Here is an 11,592-nt window from a genome sequence, read left to right on the forward strand (position 1 = left end):
ATCCGCGCAAAAAGTCCGACGCATCTTAGGGCATGTACCAGCGCCGGTTGAACCCTGGGCAGCGAAATTCGCCGCGCCCGGATCCCTACTGCACCCGATACGCCGACGGCACCTGGGTCGCGACGAACTCGCGCATGTGCTCGACAAAGCGCTCCTGCAATCGGGACAGGGGCGCCTGGGGCGGCAGCAGCAGGCTGAAGTCCATTTCGATGGCCGGCTCGAAGGCACGGAAGACCACGCCCTGCCCGCGGTATTCCAGGGCGCTGATGGCATCCACCAGCGCCACCCCGGCGCCCTCTTCGACAAACAGGCACATGGGCAGCGACAGCTGGGTTTCCAGGCGCAAGTGGCGCTGCACGCCATGGGCGGCAAAGATCGCGTCGACGTGCTGGCGCGAGGCGATGGCATGGGGGTAGGAAACAAACGCCTCGCCCTCCAGGTCCTCGGGCACGATCAGCGCCTGCGCCTCCAGGCGATGCCCCACCGGCAAGGCGCAGAGCATGCGCGATTTCAGCAGTTTCTCCGCGCGCGGGCTGGGGTAGGTGTTGGGCTCGACGATCACCCCCAGGTCGCAGCGCCCGCCGACCACCAGGTCGACCACCTCGCGCGAGGAGTGCACCACCAGGCTGATCTGCACCTCGGGGTGTTCACGCTGGAAGGCGGTGATGGCCCGCGGCATGAATCCCAGGCCCATGGCCGGGGCACAGGCGATCTGCAACGAGCCGCGCTTGAGGGTGCGAATTTCCTGGGCGGTGCGGGCAATGCGCTCGACGCCGAGTAATGAGCGCTGCACCTCCTCATACAGCACCAGCGCCTCGGGCGTCGGCTGCAGGCGCCCCTTGAGACGCTCGAACAGGGCAAAGCCGATGTCTTCCTCCAGCGCGCTGATCAAGCGCGTCGCGGCGGGCTGGGAGATATGCAGCATCTCGGCGGCGCGGGTCACGGTCTGGCCGAGAATCACCGCACGAAAGGCTTCCAGCTGACGCAAATTCATCCCACCGCACCCCATAACAAAAAGACATGACCTGCGCAAAATAAAGCATTTTTCATCGCTGCATCAGCCCCCTAGCATCCCAGCCATGCCTCAACCGCCTCAGCCCGCACTCGATTTATCGGGATAACGCCTGACCGGCCTGGAACTGGACCCACCCATGCAAAAACCTGATGCACTGATAATCGGCGGCGGCCTCGTGGGCCTGGCGATCGCCTACGGCATGGCCCGCAGCGGGCGCCAGGTGCGCGTGCTGGACGAGGGCGACAGTGCCCTGCGCGCGGCCCGTGGCAACTTCGGCCTGCTGTGGGTGCAGGGCAAGGGCTATCGCAAAAGCGCCTATGCCCAGTGGACCCGGCAGTCGGTGGCGCTGTGGCCGCAACTGGCGGCGTACCTGCGCGAGGACAGCGGCGTGGATGTCTGCCTGCAACAGGCCGGGGGGTTCCAGCTGTGCCTGTCCGAGGCGGAAATGGCCGAGGAAAGCCAGCGTCTGGCCTGGCTGCAGCAAGCCCTGGACGGCGACTACCCCTTTGAACTGCTGAGCCCGGGCGAGCTGCGCAAACGCCTGCCCGGCGTCGGTCCGGATGTGGTCGGGGCCTGCTATTCGCCGATGGATGGCCAGGTCAACCCGCTGAAATTGCTGCGAGCGCTGTATGCCGGCTGCCGCCGCCATGGGGTGCAGATCGACAACGGCCATCGGGTCGACGCCATCCGCCAGGTCGGTGATGACCTTGAAGTGCGCGCTGGCGACCAGCGCTGGCAGGCCGGGCAACTGGTGCTGGCCGCCGGCCTGGGCAACCGTTCGCTGGGCGCCCTGCTCGGCGCCGAGGTACCGGTGCAGCCCAATCGCGGGCAGATCCTGGTCACCGAGCGCCTCGCGCCCTTTTTGCACTACCCCACCACCTATGTGCGCCAGACCGACGAAGGCACGGTGCAGCTCGGCGACTCCATGGAAGCCGTGGGCTACGACGACCGGGGCAGCGCCGAGGTGATGGCCGACATCGCCCAGCGCGGCGTGCGCTGCTTCCCCTTGCTGGCCGATGTACGCCTGGTTCGGGCCTGGGGTGCGCTGCGGGTCCTGAGCCCGGATGGCCTGCCGATTTACCAGACGCTGCCCGAGTGCCCGCAGGTGTTTGTCGCCAGTTGCCACAGCGGCGTCACCCTGGCCGCGGCCCACGCCCTGATGCTGGCGCCGTGGCTCAGCGGCCAGGGCCAACTTCCCGACGTGCAGCCTTTCGGCCTGGCGCGCTTTCAATCTGCCAGCGAGGTGCAGCATGCCGGCTGATCGCCTGTTTCAACCCATGTCCGCCAGCAACCCGACCCTGACCATCGAATTCGACGGCCAACCCCTGCGGGTGCCGGCCGGTGTTTCCCTGGCGGCGGCGCTGCTCGCCAGTGGCGTGCGCAGCACCCGCAGCAGCGTGGTCAGTGCCAGCCCGCGGGCGCCGTTTTGCATGATGGGGGTGTGCTTTGAGTGCCTGGTGGAGGTCGACGGCCAAGCCAGTTGCCAGGCCTGCCTGCTGCCGGTGCGCGAAGGCATGCGTGTGCGCAGCCAGCACGGGGTGCGTGCAGTGTCGACTACCGAGGGGGCCGACGATGAAGCCTGAACCTGTGGACCTGCTGATCATCGGCGCCGGCCCCGCCGGCATGGCGGCTGCTATCGAGGCCTGCGGCCTGGGCTTGAGCGTGACGGTGCTCGACGAACAGGCCAGCCCCGGCGGGCAGATCTACCGTGATGTGCGCCTCGCCGACCCTCAGCGCCTGGCCGTGCTGGGTGCCGACTACCAGGCCGGGCTGGCCCTGGTCGAGCGCTTCCTGGCCTGCGGCGCGCGCTATATCCCCCAGGCCTCGGTGTGGCTGGTGAGCCCGCAACAGCAAGTGCATTTTCTCCACCAGGGCCAGGCGCGCACCCTCCACCCACGGCGCCTGCTGATTGCCTGCGGGGCCTACGAACGCGCCCTGCCGATTCCCGGCTGGACCCTGCCCGGGGTGATGAACGCCGGCGCTGGGCAGATCCTGCTCAAGGGCGCTGCGCTGCTGCCGGCGGTGCCGGTGCTGCTGGCCGGCTGCGGCCCGCTGCTGTACCTGCTGGCGGCGCAATACCTGCGGGCCGGGGTCCAGGTCGCGGCCCTGGTGGACACCAGCAGCCACGCCGACCTGCTGCGCGCCTGGCGCCAGATCCCGGCGGCCCTCGGCGGCTGGCGCGAACTGCGCAAGGGCCTGGGCCTGCTGAGGCAACTGCGGCGTGCCGGGATCCGCCATTTCCGGGGCGCGCGCGACTTGCAGATCGAGGGCCAAGACCAGGCCCGGGCCCTGCGCTTTCGCTGCGGCGGGGATGAACATCGGCTCCCGGCGCAATTGATCCTGTTGCATCAGGGCGTGGTGCCCAACACCCAGATCAGTTGGTCGCTGCGCCTGGAGCACCAGTGGGACGAACAACAACTGTGCTGGACCGTGCACCGCGACCCGTTTGGAGAAACCAGTCAGCCCGGCGTGTTTATCGCCGGCGATGCCGCGGCCATCGGCGGCGCCCTGGCCGCGCGGGAACAGGGGCGGATAGCGGCCCTGGGAATCGCCCGTCAGTTGCAGCCCCATGCTGCCGCGCAGATCAATGCCCAACTGCCAGCGCTGCGCCGCGCCCTGGCCCGGCACCTGGCGGCCCGTCCGCTGATCGACGCCCTGTACCGCCCGCAGCAGCAGAACCGCATCCCCGCCGACGACGTCATCGTCTGCCGCTGCGAAGAAGTCAGCGCCGGCGACCTGCGCCACTACGTCGACCTGGGCTGCCTCGGGCCGAACCAGGCCAAGGCTTTCGGCCGCTGCGGCATGGGCCCCTGCCAGGGCCGCCTGTGCGGGCTCAGCGTCAGCGAAGTGATCGCCGAGCGGCGCCAGGTTTCCCCGGCCGCCGTCGGCTACTACCGCATCCGCCCGCCACTCAAACCCATCACCCTCACCCAACTCGCAGGTGAAGCCTGCCTCGACCGTTCCCAGGAGCACCCATGACCTCTATCCAGCGTATCCAAAGCAACCCACGGCTAAGCCGCGTGGTGGTGCACAACCAGGTGGTCTGGCTCAGCGGCATCGTCGCCGCCGATTGCAGCCAGGACATCCAGGGCCAGACCCGCCAGGTGCTGGAGCGTGTCGACCAGTTGCTGGCCGAGGCCGGCACTGACAAGAGCCGCCTGCTCAGTGTGCAGATCTGGATGAAAGACATGACCGCCGATTTCGACGCCATGAATACGCTGTGGAGCGCCTGGGTCGACCCCACGCAAACCCCGGCCCGAGCCACGGCCCAGGTGGCTTTCGACGACGCCGAGATCCGCCTCGAGCTGATCGTCACCGCCGCCGTCTGAGGTTCAGGCAAGCCGCCCGCACACGCGGGCAACCGGTCAGGGCAGCCACCTGCGAGCCGCCCGACCCTGCGTTCTCATTGCGACTGCCGATAACGGGCGCCTTGCATTGGCGAGTGCCCGATGTACAACAACACGCATCCGGAGCTTTGTATGAACCTGAAAAAAACCCTCACCGTCCTTGGCCTGGCCAGCCTCGCCAGTTTCGGCGCCAGCACCCAGGCCGCCGAGAAAACCCTGCGCGTGGGCATCGAGGCGGCTTACCCGCCGTTTGCCTACAAGACCAGCGACAACCGCCTGGAAGGTTTCGACTACGACATCGGCCAGGCCCTGTGCGCCAAGATGCAGGTCACCTGCCAGTGGCAGGAACTGGAATTCGACGGCCTGATCCCGGCGCTCAAGGTGCGCAAGATCGACGCGGCGATTTCTTCGGTGTCGATCACCCCCGAGCGCCTCAAATCGGTGGACTTCAGTGACCGCTACTACCGCATCCCGGCCAAGCTGGTGACCCGCAAGGGCAACGGCATCGAGGCCATTCCAGCGTCCCTGGCCGGCAAGCGCATTGGCGTACAGCGCGCCACCAACTTCGACCGCTACGCCTCGGCCACCTTCGAGCCGGCCGGTGCGCAGATCGTGCGCTACGGCTCGCAGAACGAAATCTACCTCGACCTGCTGGCCGGCCGCGTCGACGCCACCCTGGCCAGTTCGGTGGCCGTCGAGGAGGGCCTGCTCAAACGGCCCGAAGGCGGCGACTATCACTTTGTCGGGCCCAGCTTCACCGACCCGCAGTACTTCGGCACTGGCATCGGCATCGCGGTGCGCAAGAACGACCCGCTGAGCGCCGAACTGAACCAGGCCCTGGCGGCAATACGGGCCGACGGCAGCTATGAGCAGATCCGCAAGAAGTACTTCAACTTCGATATCTACGGCGAGTAAGCCCTACCCCTGGCGGACGCCGTTGCGGCCCGCTAGCCGGCAACGGTGAACGTGCCAGACCTAACCCCCACGAAGCTGGCCGGGCGCGTGACACGCGCCTGGCCAGTGGCGCTCGATAGAGGAAACAGCATGCGCAACAAACCGGTCCTGTCCCAGCCCGACGTCACCCAGATGCTACTTGCAGCCGAGCACGCCGCCCGTGAACGCGGCTGGGCCGTGAGCATTGCCGTGGTCGATGACGGTGGCCATCCCCTGGGCCTGCTGCGGCTCGACGACGCGGCGCCCATCAGCGCCTACATCGCCACGGAAAAAGCCCGCACCGCCGCCCTCGGCCGCCGCGACAGCGGGGCCTATGAACAGATGATCAACGGCGGTCGCCAGGCATTTCTCAGCGCACCGCTGCTGCAAGGCATGCTTGAAGGCGGGGTGCCGATCCTGCACCTGGGGCAATGCATCGGCGCGATTGGCGTTTCCGGCGTCAGGCCCGAGCAGGACGCGGAACTGGCGCGCCTGGCTGTCGCCGCGCTGGACGCCGTGCAAGGCTGAAGCTCGCGCCCCTGGCTCTGGCCGGGGATTTGCACCGAACATTCCGATACGAAAAATGCCGCCCTCCCCGCACCCTTCGCTGCTTACCTTATAGCCAGGCATTCGTTGTGAGCCGCCAGTCGGATGGCTTCATGACGGCATTGTTTTTTGTCTCTATATGGATACACTCAGCCATGGATTACACGCTCCAGCAGACGCCCGGTTTTGCGCGCTGGCATGCCTCACTTCGCGATCTGCGGGCCAGGATCGCCATCGCACGGCGCCTCGAGCGCGCGGCGGCGGGCAACCTCGGCGACGTCAAGGCGCTGGGCGGCGAACTCGGTGAAATGCGCGTCGATATCGGCGCCGGCTACCGCATTTATTTCATTCGGCGTGGCACCTGGCTGATCATTCTGCTGCACGGTGGCGACAAGGCGACCCAGGCAGCCGACATCCACAAGGCCCGCGCCCTGGCAAAGGAGTTTTAATATGGCTGGCACACTTGTTCCCTTCGACATGGCAACCCTGCTCGACAGCGACGAGGCCATCAGCGAGTACCTGTCCCAGGTCCTGGCCGACGGCGACACCGATGAACTGCTGCGCGCCCTGGGCCACGTCGCCCGTGCACGGGGCATGGCCCAGGTTTCCCGCGACTCGGGCCTGGGCCGCGCCAGCCTCTATAAAACCTTCGCCCCCGGCGCCAAGCCGCGCTTCGACACCGTGGTCAAGGTCATGCGCGCCCTGGGAATTCAACTGCGTACCCAAGTGACCCACGGCTGAAGCCGGCAGGCGGCCCTGAACACCCGGCAGCCTGTCGCCCTGGCGCAGGCATCGCGGCGAACAACCCCGGCAGGTCGCAAAAAAACCAGTGCGCCGGCTTGTAAAAAGCACCGCACCGCGACAGGCTTCGCCCTCACTTGAAAGGCCCTGGACAATGGACGTCGATCCCCCTCTGCAACAGCAAATCCGCGAGCTGGTCAATGCACTGGTGACAGCGGACTACGCCACCCTTTGCGCTGAAGGCTGGCTCGGCCGGCTGCGCCAGGACGACGTGCAACTGTGCCTGCACGAATACGGCGCCACGCTGGTGGCTCCGCCCCCCGCCTTTATCGACAGCATCGAGCGCTACGCCTATCAGGATGGGTCGGGCCTGCACCTGGACGTACCGCTGTGGACCGCCGAGGAAGGTTTGAGCGACCTGACCCTGTCGCTGCAAGTGCTGTTCGAAGGCGACCGCCCACAGCTGCAGATGCTTGACCTGCACGTGCTTTGAACCATCGCTCCAGGTGAGGACCTGCTCCATGCCAACCAGCTTGAAGATGCTGCAGATCGCCTACCCGCAGGGACTGCCCGACGCGGACTACCGGCCCTTGCTGGCGTTGCTCTACGAACACTTTTCCGACCGCAATCTGGCCGAACTGATCGCCACGCTCAGTGCCAGGGATCCGGATCGGGTGCTCAACGATATTTACCGCGTCCACGGCACCGACAAACCCGATGCCGCAAACGTGAAGCGGGTGCAGCAGCACCTCGAAGCCCTGGGACTCAGCAGCCTTTACAGCGCCGAGCAGAGCCATGGCGAGCGGCCCCATGGGCACTGAACAGCCAGGGCCCGAACAAAAACCGCCCCCGGAAAAATAAGCAGCTGATCGGCAAGCACTTACTGTGTAAAAATCCCCCGGCAGCGCCCCCTCTGCCCGGGTCGCTGGCACAAGGAAGCGTTCATTCACATCAACAGGGAACGGCATGATCGTCCTATCAGCAGGCAACGTGGTCGACCCACGGACAATCACTCAACGCGAGCCGGGTTTTTCGCAGAAAGTCGACCGCCCTACCAAGGCCTTCAGCTTCAGCGTGACCCTGGATGAATTGCGCCCGGCGTTCTTTGCCCTGGCCGATATCTTCATCGCCGAATGCCCGATCGATGACCAGCAATACGGCACCGTCGACATCCCCGAAATACAGGTTCTGGGCTACCCGGACCTACAGACCCTGGCCGAGCGCTGGCCAGACGTGGCGGCCTGGCTGATCCGCGAGTACCTGTGGCAGGAATTGCTGGAGCATCTGTTTCCCTACAATGAGGGCTGCCTGGAACTGGTGATCAACAACCTGTTCACCTCCGAGCTCAACGGCGATGTGCTGACGGTAACCGGTGAAACCTTCGATGCAGTAAAGCCGCGCCAATGAAGGTTCGTCTGTTGCAATTCCAGCCCTCGGACCCGGCCCGGGTCAGCTTCCTCAGCGCCCACGGCACGGGCCAGGCCAACTGGTCGGGGCCGCGGCCGGCGCTCGACGCCTGGCTGGAGGTCGAGCTCGACCTCGACGATGCATTCCACTGGGGGGAAAACCTCAAACCCAGTACCCACCACGACTGCCAGCTGCGCGTCCAGGATGATGCCCTGCACCTGCGCGCCGAGCTGATCGCCATCGAGGCCGACGGCACCGGGGCGCTCAACGTTGGCGGCTCGATTGTGCTGATTTCCCTGGCACCAAACCCGGAGGCTCGCACCGGGTGGGTCGAACTGGTCGCGCGCGATGTCACGTTGCAGGGTGTTGCACTATGACCCCGTCAACGCCAGGCCCGGACACCCCGTTCTGTGTCGCCGACGGCAGCATCCAACACCTCGGCAGCAGCCCCGGGCTGTTGCGCGTCGAGTTTATCGATTGGCAGCAACAGCCCTGGGTGCTGTCCTTCACCGGGCTGGTGGCCTACCAGAGCCTCGGCGCCGAAGGCACGGAGATAGCCGAATTGAGCCGCGCTTCTCTGTCGCAACTGCTGGCCCAGGTGGACCCGGGGGAGTTGTCATCGGCCCCTGACAGCTACAGTTTTATCTGCGCCTGGAGCGGCCGCCCGGTGCTGAGCATCATCGCCGACGACTGTCGGTACGATCGGGCACCGCAACCGCAACCAGGCCCTCCATCGAGCGCACAACCATGACTGACTATCAGCCCCTGATCGACGCCCTGGACGCCGGCGACGAGGAAACCTTCTGGTTCGGCCCCGCCAGCGCGGAGCAGATACAGCGCCTGCAAGGCCTGCTGAAACTGCAACTGCCTGCCGACCTGGTGGCGTTCCTGCTGACCTGCGGCGGCGGAGGCGTGGTGCAATCGGAAATCGCCGGCATTGAAGACAACGACGCGACACTCTGCAATGGCGGCAGCCTGCTCTACGCCACCACCTATTGCCGCAGCGAATTCGGCTTGCCCGAACACCTGGCCGTCATCTACCTGCGTGACGACGAAGTCTGCTGGGCCGTGGATTGCAGCGACCAGGGCCAGGGCCGGGTGCTGAGTTACAGCCTGTTCCAGCGCAAGATCGAGCGCGTGCTCAACCCGAGCTTCTCGCTGTTTTTCCAGGACTACGTGAACCTGCGACTGTGACGCCATCGAGCGTCCACACCCGGCACTTCCCACTTTCTACTACGGGCTCAGCGAACCAGACCATGTCCAGAATCAGAATTGCCTCAACCCTGCCGCTGAAAAACCTCGAAGCCACCAAGTTCCTTCACCAACGCTTGGGCCTGCCACTGTCCATGGCCAGCGCCAAACTGGCGGCGGGCGCAACCGGGTTCTTCTACGACGGGCAGGTCTACAGCAACGAGCATGTGCAACAAGCGGCCACGTTGCGTGCGATCCTGGCGTTTTTCCAGGCCCGGGAAATCCCCCTGACCATCCATGAAATCAGCGCCGAACAAGACTGGAGCGAGCTGGACCCGCAGCAACTGGACAACGTCACCCTCGACGAGGAATGCCTGGGCAACCTGCTGGACAGTTGCGAGGGCCAGTACTCATGAATCGCAGGCATCTCCCTGCCCCATCACCGGGTGTGCAGCATGGACTTTGAAATCTTTGAGCGCCTGATCGACGATGCGCGCCAACGGCAGCCGATCTGGTTCGAACTGGAGACGGACCAACCGCCGAACGCCAGCCAGATCCAGCATGCCCAGCAGCAATTGAACTGCCTGTTGCCCGACGACTACCTCAGGTTCATCAGCCGCCATGGCGGCGGCTTCTTTGCCCTGGGCACGGTCTACTCGCTGGACCCGGACAGTAGCTTGAACCTGGTCCAGCTCAACCAGCAATACGCTGCCCTGCGCGGCCAACATGTGCTGTTCTCCGATAACGGTTGCGGTGACCTGTACGGTTTTGCAATCAGGGACGGTCGCTGCCTGCCCCGGGTGTCGATCTACCGGCACGACGATGAGCGCTGGAGCAGCTTCGCCCCGGCCGACTTCCTGCAATTCCTGCTGGCCCATTGCGTCAACTATCAGGAGCGCACATGACGTACCACGACGTATTCATCAACCGCACCGAGCAGTTTTGCCTCGGTATCGAGCAGGAGTCGGGCCGGACCTATATGTCCACCCCGATACGCCCGGGCCACAGCCTGGTGGAGTTCGATCATTACTTCGAGCTGGACGCGGCGTCCTTCGAGCTGTTCCAGCGTGATCCGCAGGCGGCCCGTGCCTTCCTCGAGCGCTGCCTCAAGGGTGATGTCGCGCCGATGGTGGCCTGCCCATGAGAACCTTTTACGTGATCGCCGAAAAAGACCTGTTTCCCCAGTACCCCCATCACGCCGAGTGGCCCAAGCAGGTTGCCTACTGCTTTGAGCAGCGCCTGTTCATGCTGAGCGAGGGTAAAGGCCATGGCATGGGCGGCAGCACGATTCCCCAGGAACAGATCCGCAAGCCCGGCTGGCTGGAGGTATTGGCCGGGGCCGAGGGGCTGTGGTTTCTGGATTTTATCGAGACGGAACAGTTTGCGGACGAGGCGCAATTCGCGGCAGCGTTGAGCCGGAAGATCGGTCCGTTGCAGACCTTGAAGTGCTGAAGCCCTGCCTTGCATCACGTCGAAAAAAAGGTGTTCGCCCAGTGCTTTGGCCTCGGCAATCCATGCACTGGTAAAGAGCCTTTGCACCGGGCGAACGGGGGCTATTTTAATCGAACGTCCGAAAAAAGTCCGTGCACAGATTCTGAACAAATCTGCACACAATCACCGCGCTGAATGTTCGATTTGAGACACCCATTGCGCCTCAAACCGAACCGGGTGCGGCGACAAACCTCGATCAGCTTTCATGCTCGCTGGTGACCTTGAGCACGTCGGTGTAAGTCACCACCACGCTCTGGCCGACCTTGAGGTCCTTGAGGCGGGCCTGGACTTCCGGCTTCTCGACGCTCACGACCTTTTTATTGCCGGCCGGGCCTTCGAATGTCAGTTGGTTTTTCTTCAGGTCGATGGCGGTGATTTTCAGCTGCACCTGGACCTGGCGATAGGCCTCGCCACCCGGATTGGGGTTGTCCTTGGTGGCACGGATCACCCCGCTGCTTTCGCTGGCATCCGGCGCGCCTTTATCCACCTGGGTGTCGAGCACGGCGACCACCGAATGGGTGACCAGGACCTTGACCTGATCGCCCACCTTGAGGTTGCCCAGGTCCTTGGCCTGGTCACTGAGTTGCACATGCACCGGCTTGCCGCCTGCGCCTTCCAGAACCACCTGGTGCTTGGCCGCATCCACGGACAGGACCTTGGTCACCACCTCATCGGCTTCCACCGCGCCAGCCAGCGGGATATCCGCCGCATGGGCACTGAGGCTGGCGGCTGACAGCAGAGTGGCCAGGGCAATGGCCTTGGTTAAAGTGTGCAGTTTCATAGGGCTACATTCCTTGTGGTTGAAAACAAAACCGACCGCCAATCGAGGTGTTCGATCAGGCGTGGGGCATGAGCATAGACGCTGCTGGCGAGTGCGCCCGCCAGGTCGTCATCCCGGCCACCCACTGCACGCCACACCCG

General features: G+C 65.0%; 20 protein-coding genes. 18 read left to right on the forward strand and 2 right to left on the reverse strand.

All coding sequences use genetic code 11. From position 1 onward, the window contains the following. Positions 1-85 precede the first annotated feature (85 nt). A complete protein-coding gene (locus ACOZJV_RS08045) occupies positions 86-994 on the reverse strand; it encodes a LysR substrate-binding domain-containing protein (RefSeq protein WP_421547294.1) in 909 nt (302 codons plus the stop codon). Between the two features lie 157 nt (positions 995-1,151). On the opposite strand from ACOZJV_RS08045, the gene ACOZJV_RS08050 reads away from it, so the two are divergent. The 18 genes from ACOZJV_RS08050 (at position 1,152) to ACOZJV_RS08135 (ending at position 10,632) form a co-directional block, all read left to right on the forward strand. Continuing rightward, entirely contained in the window at positions 1,152-2,276 is a 1,125-nt protein-coding gene (locus ACOZJV_RS08050; RefSeq protein WP_421547295.1) for an NAD(P)/FAD-dependent oxidoreductase, read from the forward strand. Then, positions 2,266-2,598, forward strand: a complete 333-nt coding sequence (locus ACOZJV_RS08055; protein ID WP_421547296.1) for a (2Fe-2S)-binding protein — start codon at positions 2,266-2,268, stop codon at positions 2,596-2,598. The genes ACOZJV_RS08050 and ACOZJV_RS08055 overlap by 11 nt, the downstream gene beginning before the upstream one ends. Further along, a complete protein-coding gene (locus ACOZJV_RS08060; RefSeq protein ID WP_421547297.1) occupies positions 2,588-3,994 on the forward strand; it encodes an NAD(P)/FAD-dependent oxidoreductase in 1,407 nt (468 codons plus the stop codon). Before ACOZJV_RS08055 ends, ACOZJV_RS08060 begins: the two co-directional genes overlap by 11 nt. Continuing rightward, entirely contained in the window at positions 3,991-4,344 is a 354-nt protein-coding gene (locus tag ACOZJV_RS08065) for a RidA family protein (RefSeq protein WP_421547298.1), read from the forward strand. The genes ACOZJV_RS08060 and ACOZJV_RS08065 overlap by 4 nt, the downstream gene beginning before the upstream one ends. A 150-nt stretch (positions 4,345-4,494) precedes the next feature. Beyond that, complete coding sequence (locus ACOZJV_RS08070; RefSeq protein WP_078473701.1) at positions 4,495-5,277, forward strand: ABC transporter substrate-binding protein; 783 nt, start codon at positions 4,495-4,497, stop codon at positions 5,275-5,277. 129 nt (positions 5,278-5,406) lie between these two features. Then, positions 5,407-5,823, forward strand: a complete 417-nt coding sequence (locus tag ACOZJV_RS08075) for a GlcG/HbpS family heme-binding protein (RefSeq protein WP_201130371.1) — start codon at positions 5,407-5,409, stop codon at positions 5,821-5,823. Positions 5,824-5,996: 173 nt separating this feature from the next. Beyond that, positions 5,997-6,290, forward strand: coding sequence for a type II toxin-antitoxin system RelE/ParE family toxin (locus tag ACOZJV_RS08080; protein ID WP_201130370.1), 294 nt, complete (start codon positions 5,997-5,999; stop codon positions 6,288-6,290). Between the two features lies 1 nt (position 6,291). Continuing rightward, on the forward strand, positions 6,292-6,582 hold the full coding sequence (locus tag ACOZJV_RS08085; RefSeq protein ID WP_078473704.1) for an addiction module antidote protein: 291 nt from the start codon (positions 6,292-6,294) through the stop codon (positions 6,580-6,582). A 154-nt stretch (positions 6,583-6,736) separates the two neighbouring features. Beyond that, positions 6,737-7,075: a DUF7668 domain-containing protein gene (locus tag ACOZJV_RS08090; RefSeq protein WP_078473705.1), complete on the forward strand. Its 339-nt coding sequence runs from the start codon at positions 6,737-6,739 to the stop codon at positions 7,073-7,075. Positions 7,076-7,103: 28 nt separating this feature from the next. Beyond that, positions 7,104-7,403: a DUF3349 domain-containing protein gene (locus ACOZJV_RS08095; protein ID WP_078473706.1), complete on the forward strand. Its 300-nt coding sequence runs from the start codon at positions 7,104-7,106 to the stop codon at positions 7,401-7,403. A gap of 145 nt (positions 7,404-7,548) precedes the next feature. After that, complete coding sequence (locus ACOZJV_RS08100) at positions 7,549-7,989, forward strand: hypothetical protein (protein ID WP_421547299.1); 441 nt, start codon at positions 7,549-7,551, stop codon at positions 7,987-7,989. Further along, the gene (locus tag ACOZJV_RS08105) at positions 7,986-8,366 is read left to right on the forward strand and encodes a hypothetical protein (RefSeq protein ID WP_421547300.1); all 381 of its coding nucleotides are present in this window, start codon (positions 7,986-7,988) and stop codon (positions 8,364-8,366) included. The genes ACOZJV_RS08100 and ACOZJV_RS08105 overlap by 4 nt, the downstream gene beginning before the upstream one ends. Then, positions 8,363-8,740: a hypothetical protein gene (locus ACOZJV_RS08110; protein ID WP_421547301.1), complete on the forward strand. Its 378-nt coding sequence runs from the start codon at positions 8,363-8,365 to the stop codon at positions 8,738-8,740. Before ACOZJV_RS08105 ends, ACOZJV_RS08110 begins: the two co-directional genes overlap by 4 nt. Then, complete coding sequence (locus tag ACOZJV_RS08115; protein ID WP_421547302.1) at positions 8,737-9,183, forward strand: SMI1/KNR4 family protein; 447 nt, start codon at positions 8,737-8,739, stop codon at positions 9,181-9,183. Before ACOZJV_RS08110 ends, ACOZJV_RS08115 begins: the two co-directional genes overlap by 4 nt. 62 nt (positions 9,184-9,245) lie before the next feature. Beyond that, entirely contained in the window at positions 9,246-9,596 is a 351-nt protein-coding gene (locus ACOZJV_RS08120) for a hypothetical protein (RefSeq protein WP_421547303.1), read from the forward strand. Positions 9,597-9,635: 39 nt separating this feature from the next. Next, positions 9,636-10,085, forward strand: a complete 450-nt coding sequence (locus tag ACOZJV_RS08125) for an SMI1/KNR4 family protein (protein WP_078473712.1) — start codon at positions 9,636-9,638, stop codon at positions 10,083-10,085. Next, entirely contained in the window at positions 10,082-10,324 is a 243-nt protein-coding gene (locus ACOZJV_RS08130) for a hypothetical protein (RefSeq protein ID WP_421547304.1), read from the forward strand. Before ACOZJV_RS08125 ends, ACOZJV_RS08130 begins: the two co-directional genes overlap by 4 nt. Beyond that, on the forward strand, positions 10,321-10,632 hold the full coding sequence (locus tag ACOZJV_RS08135; RefSeq protein WP_078473714.1) for a hypothetical protein: 312 nt from the start codon (positions 10,321-10,323) through the stop codon (positions 10,630-10,632). Before ACOZJV_RS08130 ends, ACOZJV_RS08135 begins: the two co-directional genes overlap by 4 nt. A 235-nt stretch (positions 10,633-10,867) precedes the next feature. On the opposite strand, the gene ACOZJV_RS08140 is transcribed toward ACOZJV_RS08135, so the two are convergent. Next, a complete protein-coding gene (locus ACOZJV_RS08140) occupies positions 10,868-11,452 on the reverse strand; it encodes a hypothetical protein (protein WP_078473715.1) in 585 nt (194 codons plus the stop codon). Positions 11,453-11,592 lie beyond the last annotated feature (140 nt).

Origin of the sequence: Pseudomonas sp. QD4 (assembly GCF_049199125.1) — a bacterium.
Lineage (GTDB): Bacteria > Pseudomonadota > Gammaproteobacteria > Pseudomonadales > Pseudomonadaceae > Aquipseudomonas.

Bases quoted from the DNA above. Each gene is read 5' to 3' on its own strand.
- ACOZJV_RS08085 (WP_078473704.1), top strand. From the start codon at position 6,292: ATGGCTGGCACACTTGTTCCCTTCGACATGGCAACCCTGCTCGACAGC.
- ACOZJV_RS08135 (WP_078473714.1), top strand. From the start codon at position 10,321: ATGAGAACCTTTTACGTGATCGCCGAAAAAGACCTGTTTCCCCAGTAC.
- ACOZJV_RS08095 (WP_078473706.1), top strand. From the start codon at position 7,104: ATGCCAACCAGCTTGAAGATGCTGCAGATCGCCTACCCGCAGGGACTG.
- ACOZJV_RS08130 (WP_421547304.1), top strand. From the start codon at position 10,082: ATGACGTACCACGACGTATTCATCAACCGCACCGAGCAGTTTTGCCTC.
- ACOZJV_RS08140 (WP_078473715.1), bottom strand. From the start codon at position 11,452: ATGAAACTGCACACTTTAACCAAGGCCATTGCCCTGGCCACTCTGCTG.
- ACOZJV_RS08100 (WP_421547299.1), top strand. From the start codon at position 7,549: ATGATCGTCCTATCAGCAGGCAACGTGGTCGACCCACGGACAATCACT.
- ACOZJV_RS08120 (WP_421547303.1), top strand. From the start codon at position 9,246: ATGTCCAGAATCAGAATTGCCTCAACCCTGCCGCTGAAAAACCTCGAA.
- ACOZJV_RS08065 (WP_421547298.1), top strand. From the start codon at position 3,991: ATGACCTCTATCCAGCGTATCCAAAGCAACCCACGGCTAAGCCGCGTG.
- ACOZJV_RS08115 (WP_421547302.1), top strand. From the start codon at position 8,737: ATGACTGACTATCAGCCCCTGATCGACGCCCTGGACGCCGGCGACGAG.
- ACOZJV_RS08125 (WP_078473712.1), top strand. From the start codon at position 9,636: ATGGACTTTGAAATCTTTGAGCGCCTGATCGACGATGCGCGCCAACGG.
- ACOZJV_RS08060 (WP_421547297.1), top strand. From the start codon at position 2,588: ATGAAGCCTGAACCTGTGGACCTGCTGATCATCGGCGCCGGCCCCGCC.
- ACOZJV_RS08090 (WP_078473705.1), top strand. From the start codon at position 6,737: ATGGACGTCGATCCCCCTCTGCAACAGCAAATCCGCGAGCTGGTCAAT.
- ACOZJV_RS08075 (WP_201130371.1), top strand. From the start codon at position 5,407: ATGCGCAACAAACCGGTCCTGTCCCAGCCCGACGTCACCCAGATGCTA.
- ACOZJV_RS08105 (WP_421547300.1), top strand. From the start codon at position 7,986: ATGAAGGTTCGTCTGTTGCAATTCCAGCCCTCGGACCCGGCCCGGGTC.
- ACOZJV_RS08070 (WP_078473701.1), top strand. From the start codon at position 4,495: ATGAACCTGAAAAAAACCCTCACCGTCCTTGGCCTGGCCAGCCTCGCC.
- ACOZJV_RS08055 (WP_421547296.1), top strand. From the start codon at position 2,266: ATGCCGGCTGATCGCCTGTTTCAACCCATGTCCGCCAGCAACCCGACC.
- ACOZJV_RS08080 (WP_201130370.1), top strand. From the start codon at position 5,997: ATGGATTACACGCTCCAGCAGACGCCCGGTTTTGCGCGCTGGCATGCC.
- ACOZJV_RS08050 (WP_421547295.1), top strand. From the start codon at position 1,152: ATGCAAAAACCTGATGCACTGATAATCGGCGGCGGCCTCGTGGGCCTG.
- ACOZJV_RS08110 (WP_421547301.1), top strand. From the start codon at position 8,363: ATGACCCCGTCAACGCCAGGCCCGGACACCCCGTTCTGTGTCGCCGAC.
- ACOZJV_RS08045 (WP_421547294.1), bottom strand. From the start codon at position 994: ATGAATTTGCGTCAGCTGGAAGCCTTTCGTGCGGTGATTCTCGGCCAG.